Below are 10,959 nucleotides of genomic sequence, written 5' to 3'. Positions count from 1 at the left end.
GCACCGCCACATCACGCTCGCCATGCTCGCCCTGGCCTTCCTGTCCGCCCTCGCCGCCGACGCGGCGCCCGAACGGCCTGCCGATGCACACCAACCGCGACCAGACTGCTCCACTGGTCCAACTGGCGCAGATGCCACCAAGCCACAGCTCGACGCAGCCACTACCGACGGCGGACGGCCAGCGAACCCACTGGATAGATCACGAAACCGCACTGGAGTACTAGCTCCCCGGCCTCTCAGGCTTCGCACTCCTCGGTGCCGTGATAGCCGGGCTCACTCTCGACTGGAGATCCGGCAGCATCGAGGGCGCCGTCAACCGCATCAAGAAGATTAAGCGGCAGCTCTACGGCCGAGCCGGATTCGAGCTGCTCCGCAAATGATCTTGCTTCAGTAGCTTGCGCGACAGTGTTGTTCCGTCGCTGGTCGGCACGTTAGAGGTCAGAGTTCGGTCGTGCAGACCCCGACAGGGTGTTCCCTCGGCGGCAGCCACAACTGAGCCCGGATCCACCGGCTTGATGCCGGTGGATGGTTCACCCAGAAACGAAGAAGTGCCTTGCGACCTGCGATGATGGGGTTTGTCTAGGACCACATCAGGCACGATCGACAAGGCACTTCCAAGATGCAATCTTCCCATGCAGCGGCGGCGGTCTCATCCGCGTTCGATGATCCGAACCTGATCGCGTACGGCGGGCTGTAGCCGGTGGTGCGGCTGGCCGAGCGGTGCGGTCTGCCCGCGCTGGTCGGGGAGACGGACCCTAGTACGGCTGAAGGGGTTGGACTATCCGTTGTGTGCTTCGAGCTCGGTCGCCAGCGTCTGTTGGGTGGCCGCCCACGACGCCAAGAGCGCCAAATTGTCAGCGGTCGGTGTGCCCGCGGGTGCGGTGTAGACGTTGAGGTGCAGGCCGGGTTCGGCAGGCAGTTCCAGGGATTCGACGTCCAAGTCAAGCTGGCCCACGATCGGATGGTGCATACGCTTGCGGCCGGACCGGTGCAGCCGCACGTCCTGAGATGCCCACCGCTGCCGAAATAGCTCACTGCACGTTGACAGTTCGCCGACCAGGGCGATCAGTTCCTTGTCGTGCGGATTGCGGCCGGCTGCCATGCGCAGCTTCGCGGCCGCGGCACCGGCAACCTGGTCGTAGTCGACAAAGAAATCTCTGGCCGCCTCGGGGTTCAGATAGACGAACCGCGCTTTGTTCGCTGGCCGTCGCGGGTCAGCCAGCACCGGTGAATACAGCGCGCGAGCGAGTTGGTTCATGGCGAGCACGTCATAACGGCCGTTACCGATCCAGGCCGGCGCGTCGGAGATCGCGTCGAGCACCTGCTGCAGCGTCGAGCGCACCGTCACGGCAGGCTTGCGCCGGCGTGGGCTGCGGGGCGCCCTCGATTGGCGCGCGAGGTGGAACAGGTGGTCGCGCTCGGCCTCGTCGAGTTGCAAGGCAGAGGCCAACGCGTCGAGCACGCCATCGGAGGCACCGGCGAGGCTGCCGCGCTCCATGCGCACGTAGTAGTCGACCGATACCCCCGCGAGCAGCGCGACCTCCTCACGGCGCAGACCTTTGACCCGACGGTTGCCACCGTAAGCGGGCAGGCCCGCCTGCTCGGGTGCGATGCGGGCGCGACGCGAGCTGAGAAACTCCCGAATCTCGGTGCGTGGATCCATCGTGGCCATCCCCCTACCATAGGCCCGTTCAGCCGTACTAGTCAGTGGCCCATGACGGGGGGGGTACCCGTTGCAGTCGTCGCGGTGCCGCCATCTACCGGGATGATGGCGCCCGTGAGGTAGGACCCAGCCCGGCTGGCGAGAAACACGGCGGCACCCGCCATGTCATCGTCCCGGCCGAGCCGGCGCAGTGGGGCCGCCGCCGCGATCTTGTCGCCGATGGCATCGAGCGTGGCCCCCATCATCTGCGACGGGAAGACTCCCGGTGCTACCGCGTTCACCGTGACGTGCTGTGGGCCCAGCTCCCGGGCAAGCACTCTGGTGAGTTGATGGAGTGCTGCTTTGCTGCTGGCGTACGAGTAGGTGGGCGCCTGGGCGACGTGGATGGCGGCGATACTGCCGATGTTGATGATCCGTGCCGGATCATCGGCGGTTCCCGCCCTGCGAAGTGCGGGAAGCAGTGCCTGCACCAGCCAGAACGGCGACTTGAGGTTGAGGTCGAGCACTGCATCCCAGGCCTCGTCCGGGAACGTCTCCAGCGGCTCGCTACGCATCGCTCCCGCGTTGTTGACGAGGATGTCCAGGCGTTCCGAGTCGGCCATGACAAGATCAGCGAGGCGCTGGCACTCGTCGTGCCTGGACAGGTCGGCGGGAATTGCTCGGACGTCGCCGAATTCGGATAGCAGCTGCTGTGCCTCCGCGCAGGTGTCTGCGTTGCGTGAGCTGATGACGACGCGGGCGCCCGCCTGGAGAAGGCCGCGCGCAATCATCATCCCAATGCCCTTGGTGCCACCAGTGACAAGTGCGTACTTCCCACTCAGATCGAAAAGTTCTGTGTGAGTGGTGAATTGGTTGTCCGTCATTGGTATCCGTTCCTTCTGTCGCGTCGGAATGTGCCGACACGGTCACGCATTCGGGGCAGCAGCTGAATTGAGCTGATGGAGGTAAAGCTGCAGTGCGTGTCCATGGAGTGCTGTCGGCGCTTTCGACTCACGCCAGGTTGACAGGCTTTTTGCACGTCGGGGAGACCCTGGTGATACAGGTACTGTCAGACCCCCCTTCCCTGGTGCGCTGAGTCCGGATCACCCCGGCTTGATGCCGGTGGATGGTTCACTCAGAAACGAAGAAGTGCCTTGCGACCTGCAATGATGGGGTTTGTCTAGGACCACATCAAGCACGATCGACAAGGCACTTCCGAGATGCAATCTTCCCATGCCGCGGCGACGGTCTCATCCGCGTTCGATGATCCGAACCTCATCGCGTACGGCGGGCTGGAGCCGGTGGTGCGGCTGGCCGAGCGGTGCGGTCTGCCCAAGCTGGCCGGCGAGCACATCCGGCTGCCCGCCTCGAAGGACGGCACTGGCGCCTTTGGACCGGCTGCGGCACGGCGCGATGGGCCGCCTGTTCTCCGGAGTGCGGGCCCCGTCCACGCTCGGGTCGTTCCTGCGCTCCTTCACCCACGGGCATGTGAAGCAACTGCACGCCGTGGCCAGCCGGTTCCTGCACGAACTGGCCCGTCACACCCCGCTGCCCGGCGCGGACCAGCCCGCATACGTGGACATCGACGACACCATCCGCCGCACCCACGGCTACGCCAAACAGGGCGCTGGCTACCGATACAGCAAGGTCAAGGGCCTGAATGCACTGCTCGGCGTCGTCTCCACACCCCTGTCCGCCCCCGTGATCGCCGTCACCACGCTGCGCAAGGGACCCTCGAACTCCGCGCGCGGGGCGGCAGCGTTCGTCGCTGAGACCATCCACACCGCACGCGCCTGCGGCGCCAGCGGCCTGCTGGTGCTGCGGGCGGACTCCGCGTTCTACGGCGCCGACGTCATCAACGCCTGCCGGGCCCTGGGTGCCCACTTCTCCATCACCGTGCGGATGAACGCCTCCGTCAAGGCCACCATCGCCCGCATCGACGAGGACGCCTGGACACCGATCAAATATCCCCAAGCAGTCTGGGACGAGGAGGGCCAGTGCTGGATCTCCGACGCCGAGATAGCCGAGATCCGCTACACCGCTTTCACTTCCAAGCCGAAGAAACAGCAGGTCACCGCCCGACTGATCGCGCGCCGCGTCAAGCGCCTGAGCGCCGGTACCGTCCCCGCCGGGCAGGGCACGCTCTTCGATACCTGGCGCTACCACGCCGCGTTCACCGACTCCCCGCTCGCCTTGAGGGATGCCGAGCGTGATCACCGCCGGCACGCTGTCGTCGAGCAGGTGATCGCCGATGTCAAGAACAGCGGCTTCGCCCACGCGCCGTCCGGTCATTTCCAGGCCAATGCCGCGTGGCTCGCCCTGGAGGCCCTGGCACACAACCTGACCCGCGCCGCCGGCGCCCTGGCCTCCGCGTTCCATGCCAGGGCGACCACCGCCATCATCCGTGACCGCCTGATCAACGTGCCCGCCCGCCTGGCCCGCTCCGCCCGCCGCCTCACCCTGCACCTGCCCGAGCGCTGGCCCTGGAGCGGGGACTTCACCCAGTTGTTCAGCACGGTGCATGCACCGCCAGCCCTCTGACGCTCCCTGACCGACCTGCCCGAAAGGGCCCGAGACCTGTGGACAGAGTGGAAGAGCAGGGCAGACCAGCGGCCACCCCATGCCCGAATCCGCAACTCAGCCCCAACACGGCCTGCACGACCCCGAAACGATCAACCGGGAATCAAGCCGGTGGATCCGGGCTCAGCGTGCTGCTCAGGTTCGGGGCGGCACAATCTGGTCGTTGATCTTACCGAAGGGCACATGGACGCTGGGTGTGGTCCGTGAGGTGCTCTTCAGGTGGCTTTCCTGGTCGTCGAAGAAGATGTGCGGCTTCAGGACCTTCATTATCTCGCCCTTGTCTATGCCGCCGAGGAAGAACGCGTCGTTGACCGTCACTCCCCATTCCTTCAGGCTCGTTACGGGTCGCTCATGCGCGGGGGCGTTGCGTGCCGTGACGATGGATACGTGGAGGCGGATTCTGTAGTCGGGGTTCTTTTGGCGCTCTTCCTCCTCCCGCTGCTGGATGCGGTTCACGTTGGCCAGGAAGTCTTTCAACGGTCCGGCATCGTGCGGCACTGTGGCGTTCATGATCTCGTGGGCACGGAATCCCTCTATCCCGGCTTTCTGGAAGACCTGTTCAGAGGCGTCGGTGGCAAGGACTCCGTCGAAGTCGAACGCGATACGCAGATCACCGTCGTCGGTGTCGTCCTCATAGGGCATGCCCAAAACGTGCCCGGCAGGGAGCCCTCCTGATACAGCCTCTCGCACGTCCCTCTCGTTCGCGGAAAGGAAGAGTGACATGTTCAGCGCCGGCATGAACTTGTAGGGCGATCGGCCCTGCATGAAGATGGCTCGGCTTATCGCCAGACCGTGAGTCTCTATGGACCGCATGACTCGAAGGCCGGTGTCGGGATCGTTCCGGGACAGAACGATCACCTCGACCAAGGGGTCAACCGGGTCGCTCAGATCATTGAGCGACAGGAGGCGGCGGATGAAGGGAAACGCGACACCGGGATGAAGCTGCTCCTTCAAGTGCTCTTCCTGGTAGGCACGATAAGCTTCCTCGCCCTGTTCCTGGAAGACGGTGTCCGACTCTGTCAGATCAAACAGGGCACTTGATGCGATGCCGATGACAAGTCGGTCAGCAAGCTCATACGGCATAGGGTGCCCCTTTGATCGCACAGACCTCATTCGGTGCAATCATCCCACCAGGCGGTCTTGTTGGCTGACATGAGGGCGCACGGTCCATAGACTCTCGAGGGAGTAGTGCTCGTAGGATTAGGGCAGGCACGGTACTTGCCGAGGTCGGTGGTACACCAAGCAAGGTCGGAGCCACCCGAGGACATGACCGTTCACTCGTCGAAACCCTGTGCTGATGCCGCCGCCCAACGCAGGATCCGTTCTGCCTGAGCGTAGACCGGCCCGTCGACCATACGACCTTCGAACGTCGCCACACCACGTTCCTGTCCGACCGCGGCAAACAGTCGCACAGCCCAGTCGGCCTGCTCTGGGGACGGCGCATACGCGCGGCGGATGACCTCGACCTGGCTGGGATGAATGGCGACGGTTGCATCGAACCCAACGGCGGCGGCATCCTCGCACTCGGCGCGCAGACCTTCGATGTCGTCGATGTCCATGTGGACGGCGTCGATCGCAAGCAGGTGCCGCGCCTTTGCTGCGATGAGGACTCGCGACCGCGCATACCGGCCGACATCCCGGTAGCCGCCGTCCGGACGGCGGCTCGAGGTGCCGCCGAGGCCGGCCACCAGGTCGTCTGCGCCCCACATGAGGCCAGCCACTGGGTTCGCGTCCGCCAAGGCTTCGCAGCGCTCCACGCCGAGCGGCGTCTCGATGAGGGCGATCACGTTGCGGTCACCGAGATGGTCGAGATCGGCAAGACGCTCGGTCTTGGCCAGCATCACCCGCCCAACACCGGCGCGGTCCAGCAACGTGACGTCCTCAGCATGCTCGGGGCTGCTCGCGGCGTTGATGCGCAAAACGGTGCGTTCCATGTCGTACACGCCCTCGTTGATGAGGACCTCGACAGCGTCTCGCGCCGCCCTTTTGCGACCGGGTGCGACCGCGTCCTCCAGGTCGAGCACCACGATGTCGGACCGCTGGAGGGCTTTGACGTAGCGGTCCGGGCGGTCGGCCGGGCAGAAGAGCCAAGCGGGTTGGGGCGTCCACGTCATACCGGGGCCATCCTCACAAGCGTCTTGCGTGTGGCAGTCGCCACGACTTCACCCCGCTGATTCCGCGCAGTATGGGCAAAGGTCACCACACCCTCACCAGGGCGGCTTCCCGACGCCCGTTTGTCGACGACAAGCGTCTCGGCGTAGATGGTGTCCCCGTGGCCAACCGGTGCGGGGAAGGAGATCTCGGAGAATCCGAGATTGGCCACGATGGTCCCCTGAGTGAGCTGCGCGACCGACAATCCCACCAATGTGGAGAGCGTGAACATCGAGTTCACCAAGCGGTCGTGGAACGGTGGAAGCTTCTCGCTCTCCGCCTGGTCGAGGTGAAGCGGCTGCGTGTTCATTGTGAGAGTCGTAAACAGGACGTTGTCAGCCTCTGTCACCGTTCGTCCGGGGCGGTGCTCGTAGATGGTCAACACCTCGATCTCTTCGAACCACAGGCCTCGCTGCACGACACGGCGTTGTTCCTGAAGGCTCATGACAGGGATCCCATGAGGTGGACTGCCAGTTCGGGTTCGGTGGCGGCGCGAACGTCGTCCACTGTCACGCCGGGTGCCGTCTCGCACAGCACCAGTCCTTCGACGGTCACGTCGATGACCGCGAGATCCGTGATGATCCGGTCTACAAGGCCTTGTCCGGTGAGAGGCAGCGAGCAGCGATCAACGATCTTCAGGGAGCCGTCCTTGGCGACGTGCTCCATCATCACGATCACCCGCTTGGCGCCGTGAACCAGATCCATCGCCCCTCCCATGCCTTTGACCATCCGGCCCGGAATCATCCAGTTCGCGATGTCACCCGTAGCGGAGACCTGCATGGCGCCGAGGACAGCCGCGTCGATGTGCCCGCCACGAATCATGCCGAACGACGTAGCCGAGTCGAAGAACGCGGCCCCTGATCGGACGGTGACCGTCTCTTTCCCAGCGTTGATGAGGTCGGGGTCGACAGCGCCGTCGTCCGGGTACGGTCCCGTACCGAGGATGCCGTTCTCAGAATGCAGCACCACGGAGACATCAGATGGCAGGTGATTCGGGACGAGAGTCGGCAAGCCTATGCCCAGATTCACGTACTCCCCGTCATTGAGCTCGCTTGCGACCCGTGCTGCCAGTTCCTCACGCGTCCAGGACATTGTTCCGCCTCCCGTCTCGTCGACTGCACTCGCCCCGGGTGCTCCCGTTCCCGGGGCAAACCCCCGCACCTTCGTTTTCTACGGCTGGAAACACCAGCCGATTCGATGAACGCATCCTCACTTCGAAGCCGCCTTCCTCACTGTGTGCTTCTCGATCCGCTTTTCTGTCGCCTGATGCGGCGTCAGCGCGACGATTCGCTGTACGTAGACACCCGGGGTGTGGACCTGCTGCGGATCGATCTCGCCGGGTCCTACCAGCCGCTCGACCTCAGCGATCGTGACGCGTCCGGCGGCGGCCGCGAGCGGGTTGAAGTTGCGCGTCGCTTTATCGAAGACGAGGTTGCCGTGGCTGTCACCGAGGGACGCGCGGACGAGCGCGAAGTCCGTCGTGATGCCCCGCTCCAGGATGTAGGTACTCCCGTCGAACTCCTTGGTCTCCTTCGGAGGCGAAGCCGAAGCGACCGATCCGTCTGGAGCGTAGCGCCACGGCATGCCGCCGTCTGCGACTAGCGTGCCGACTCCGGCCGGCGTGTAGAACGCCGGGATGCCAGCGCCTCCAGCACGTAGTCGTTCCGCCAGTGTTCCCTGGGGAATGAGCTCGAGCTCGAGCTCTCCGGACAGGTACTGCCGTGCGAACTCCTTGTTCTCACCAACGTAGCTCGACGTCATCTGAGCGATCCTGCGCTCGGCCAGCAGCAGACCCAGTCCCCAGTCGTCGATGCCGCAGTTGTTCGACACACATCGCAGGCCAGTGGCGCCCGAGTCCAGCAGCGCACCGATCAGCGCGCTCGGGATCCCGTTGAGGCCGAATCCACCGACCGCGATGGTGGCACCATCACAGATGTCGGCCACCGCCTCATTCGCCGACGCAATCACTTTGTCCATTACGCTCCTCTTCTTCGACTGATTCCCCAGGTCGGACCGCTGTGTCTCAGTGCGACGTGGGGGCTAAACACCTGTTGGGACGCGTAGTTCAGATCCATTACCTGGCTGACGGGCGAGCAACGAGCCTGCGCGCGGCGACGGTGACGGCCTGGAGCAGGTCCTCGGCGTCGGCCAGCTGCAGTACCCACTTCCGTGCACGAACGGGTGGTCTCGCAGAGGGTCTGGCCGGCATCTACGAGATGCTCGACGAACTCGGCATTAACCGCGGAGAACTGCGCACTGATGTACGTCGAGCACCTCCCCGAACTTCTTGCGCATGGCGGGGAACCGCTTCAGAGTCGTTCGATGATCATCGCGTTGGCCATGCCTCCGGCCTCACACATGGTCTGCAAGCCGTAGCGCCCGCCGCCAACCTCCAGACTCGTCACCAATGACGCCAGAAGACGGATCCCGGAGGCTCCCAGCGGATGACCTAGCGCGATCGCGCCGCCGAGGGCGTTCAGACGAGCTGACTCGTAGGGGAATTCGGCGAGCCACGCCAGGGGCACCGAAGCGAAGGCCTCGTTGACCTCGACCCGGTCGACGTCGCTGATCGCCATCCGCGCCTTCGACAGCACTTTCTGAGTGGCGGGAATGATCCCGGTGAGCATCAGCACGGGGTCGTCGCCGGCCACCGACGATGCCACGAGGCGGGCTCGTGGACTGAGATTCAGCTGCGCAGCGCGCTCCTCGCTCATGACCAGCGCCGCACCGGCCCCGTCGGTGATCTGTGACGCGTTTCCCGCAGTGATCTTCCAATCCAGGCCGGGGAACTGAGCTCTCATCTCTTCGGAAGCGAAAGCCGGCTTCAATGCCGCCAACGTCTCGGCCGTGGTCTGGGGACGGATGGTCTCGTCGGTGTCGACGACATCACCATCGGGCAGGGAAATCGGCGCGATCTGCGAGGCGAAGAGCCCGGAAATGCTGCTCCGGTGGGCACGGGCGTGCGACTCGACACTGAGCTCGTCAAGTGCCCTCCGCGATTGCCCGTACTTCTGCGCAACCAGCTCGGCCGCCACACCTTGCGACACGAGACCTGGGAACCGCGCATGAACGCCAGGCCCGGCCGGATCGGAGTTCTTCCGGTTCGTGCCCATTGGCACGTGGCTCATCGACTCGATCCCACCAGCAATCGCGACGTCGTAGGCCCCCGCCATCACACCCTGCACCGCGAACGCGAACGCCTGCTGCCCCGACCCACACCGCCGCTCGATCGTCGTCGACGGCACCGACACCGGAAATCCCGCAGACAACCACGCGTGCCGTCCCGGCGTTCCCGACTGTTCCCCCACCTGCCCCACACACCCGATCAGCACATCATCAACAACACCCGGATCTATCCCGGTACGCGCTATCAGTGACGAGAACACCTGCGCCAACAGCTCCACCGGATGCAACTGCGCCAGAGCGCCATTTGCCTTACCACGACCCATCGGGGATCGGACCACGTCCACAAGCACGGCGTTCGGCATCCTGCCTCCTGATCAATCGGTGAGTCCGAACGGGCGCTGTCCTCGGCCAGCGTCCCCTTCCACATCAAAAAATGAGCACAGATATTCCGATTTGCGTCAAACATCGGCCCTGGGGAGAGAACCGGGCCGCGTTCGGCGCAGCACGCCGGGCGCTGAGGACGAGCGGCATGGTCCTCAACGGGCCGCGAAGTGCCTCCGTATGAAGGCTCCGGCGTCGGCGACCGAGCGCTCCGCCTCGTCGATCAACCCGCAGTACAGGTGCCAGACGTGCACTACGCCATCCACCATGTCGAGAGTGCAGGGCACTCCAGCCGCGGCGAGAACATCCGCGAGCAGCCGGGCGTCTCCGGCCAGGACCTCGTCGGAAGCGGCCTGGATGAGCACTGGAGCAGCGCCTCGCCAGACGGCCTCGACAGGAGATGCAAGCGGGTCGAGAGGACTCACCCCGCCGGCGAGGTAGGCATCACGCGCATCGGCCAGGAACTGTGGCCGCACGAGCGGGTCCCTGTCGGCGTTGCCCCGGTAATCGGGACTGCGCATCGTCAGGTCCGCCCACGGTGAGAACAGGACCGTGCTGGTCGGCCGGATCCCGAGATGCAGCAGACGCACGGTGAGCGCGGCTGCCAGACCCCCTCCTCCGGAGTCACCCACGATCGCGACGTGCTGCGCCTCGATCCCGTCCCGCCGCAGCAGCCAGTCCCACGCAGCGTGCGCGTCGTCAAGGCCAGCCGGAAAGGGCGACTCCGGTGCCAGCCGATAGTCCGGCACCACCACCACGGCCTTGCTCCGAGCCGACAACCACGAGGCCAGAGCTCTGTGGGTGCGGCTTGAGCCGAGGCAATATCCCCCTCCGTGGAGGAGAAGGACCACGCGGCTCATCTCGGCCTCAGGCGCGCGCACGAGGAGTGCTGGCAACTCCTGCGTGATCGTGACCTGTTCCAGGGACGTCCCCGGGTACAGCTTGGCCTTCGTGAGCCCTTGCTCCATGGAGTCTCGTTCGCGGGCCCAATCGACTGCATCCGGAGTCTCGGGAGTTCGGTGTTCGAACAGCCGGCTCCGGAACTCCTCGGCCGTCAGTTTCACGACAAAAGCCTCCAG

General features: G+C 64.9%; 9 protein-coding genes and 1 pseudogene. 1 reads left to right on the top strand and 9 read right to left on the bottom strand.

Annotated features, from left to right (window positions below):
• Positions 1–778: 778 nt before the first annotated feature.
• Together ACFWFI_RS14725 and ACFWFI_RS14720 are read right to left on the bottom strand one after the other, a co-directional pair.
• Positions 779–1,672 (bottom strand): helix-turn-helix transcriptional regulator, encoded by an 894-nt coding sequence (locus ACFWFI_RS14725; RefSeq protein ID WP_387389383.1) that lies wholly within the window; start codon positions 1,670–1,672, stop codon positions 779–781.
• Positions 1,673–1,704: 32 nt separating this feature from the next.
• Positions 1,705–2,526, bottom strand: coding sequence for an SDR family oxidoreductase (locus ACFWFI_RS14720; protein WP_387389381.1), 822 nt, complete (start codon positions 2,524–2,526; stop codon positions 1,705–1,707).
• 336 nt (positions 2,527–2,862) lie between these two features.
• Here ACFWFI_RS14720 and ACFWFI_RS14715 point away from each other — a divergent pair.
• A pseudogene (locus ACFWFI_RS14715) lies at positions 2,863–4,183 on the top strand (IS1380 family transposase).
• 174 nt (positions 4,184–4,357) lie between these two features.
• On the opposite strand, the gene ACFWFI_RS14710 reads toward ACFWFI_RS14715, so the two are convergent.
• The 7 genes from ACFWFI_RS14710 to ACFWFI_RS14680 form a co-directional block, all read right to left on the bottom strand.
• Complete coding sequence (locus ACFWFI_RS14710) at positions 4,358–5,305, bottom strand: 5'-nucleotidase (RefSeq protein ID WP_387389379.1); 948 nt, start codon at positions 5,303–5,305, stop codon at positions 4,358–4,360.
• A 191-nt stretch (positions 5,306–5,496) separates the two neighbouring features.
• Positions 5,497–6,336, bottom strand: a complete 840-nt coding sequence (locus ACFWFI_RS14705; RefSeq protein ID WP_387389376.1) for an HpcH/HpaI aldolase/citrate lyase family protein — start codon at positions 6,334–6,336, stop codon at positions 5,497–5,499.
• On the bottom strand, positions 6,333–6,818 hold the full coding sequence (locus tag ACFWFI_RS14700) for a MaoC family dehydratase (protein ID WP_387389372.1): 486 nt from the start codon (positions 6,816–6,818) through the stop codon (positions 6,333–6,335). Before ACFWFI_RS14700 ends, ACFWFI_RS14705 begins: the two co-directional genes overlap by 4 nt.
• Positions 6,815–7,465: a CoA transferase subunit B gene (locus tag ACFWFI_RS14695; RefSeq protein WP_387389370.1), complete on the bottom strand. Its 651-nt coding sequence runs from the start codon at positions 7,463–7,465 to the stop codon at positions 6,815–6,817. The genes ACFWFI_RS14700 and ACFWFI_RS14695 overlap by 4 nt, the downstream gene beginning before the upstream one ends.
• Before the next feature lie 117 nt (positions 7,466–7,582).
• The gene (locus ACFWFI_RS14690; RefSeq protein WP_387389367.1) at positions 7,583–8,350 is read right to left on the bottom strand and encodes a CoA transferase subunit A; all 768 of its coding nucleotides are present in this window, start codon (positions 8,348–8,350) and stop codon (positions 7,583–7,585) included.
• 332 nt (positions 8,351–8,682) lie between these two features.
• A complete protein-coding gene (locus ACFWFI_RS14685) occupies positions 8,683–9,861 on the bottom strand; it encodes a thiolase family protein (RefSeq protein ID WP_387389365.1) in 1,179 nt (392 codons plus the stop codon).
• A gap of 174 nt (positions 9,862–10,035) precedes the next feature.
• Positions 10,036–10,848 carry an alpha/beta hydrolase gene (locus tag ACFWFI_RS14680; protein ID WP_387389362.1) on the bottom strand — a complete coding sequence of 271 codons (813 nt, stop codon included), beginning with the start codon at positions 10,846–10,848 and terminating at the stop codon, positions 10,036–10,038.
• Between the last annotated feature and the right edge of the window lie 111 nt (positions 10,849–10,959).

Origin of the sequence: Streptomyces sp. NPDC060209, from assembly GCF_042728155.1 — a bacterium.
Classification (GTDB): Bacteria; Actinomycetota; Actinomycetes; order Streptomycetales; family Streptomycetaceae; genus Streptomyces.
This window is presented reverse-complemented; position numbering and strand designations above follow the sequence as displayed.

Excerpts from the sequence above, each read along its gene's own strand:
- ACFWFI_RS14720 (WP_387389381.1), bottom strand. The coding sequence starts at position 2,526 with ATGACGGACAACCAATTCACCACTCACACAGAACTTTTCGATCTGAGT.
- ACFWFI_RS14710 (WP_387389379.1), bottom strand. The coding sequence starts at position 5,305 with ATGCCGTATGAGCTTGCTGACCGACTTGTCATCGGCATCGCATCAAGT.
- ACFWFI_RS14690 (WP_387389367.1), bottom strand. The coding sequence starts at position 8,350 with ATGGACAAAGTGATTGCGTCGGCGAATGAGGCGGTGGCCGACATCTGT.
- ACFWFI_RS14680 (WP_387389362.1), bottom strand. The coding sequence starts at position 10,848 with ATGGAGCAAGGGCTCACGAAGGCCAAGCTGTACCCGGGGACGTCCCTG.
- ACFWFI_RS14685 (WP_387389365.1), bottom strand. The coding sequence starts at position 9,861 with ATGCCGAACGCCGTGCTTGTGGACGTGGTCCGATCCCCGATGGGTCGT.
- ACFWFI_RS14705 (WP_387389376.1), bottom strand. The coding sequence starts at position 6,336 with ATGACGTGGACGCCCCAACCCGCTTGGCTCTTCTGCCCGGCCGACCGC.
- ACFWFI_RS14725 (WP_387389383.1), bottom strand. The coding sequence starts at position 1,672 with ATGGCCACGATGGATCCACGCACCGAGATTCGGGAGTTTCTCAGCTCG.
- ACFWFI_RS14695 (WP_387389370.1), bottom strand. The coding sequence starts at position 7,465 with ATGTCCTGGACGCGTGAGGAACTGGCAGCACGGGTCGCAAGCGAGCTC.
- ACFWFI_RS14700 (WP_387389372.1), bottom strand. The coding sequence starts at position 6,818 with ATGAGCCTTCAGGAACAACGCCGTGTCGTGCAGCGAGGCCTGTGGTTC.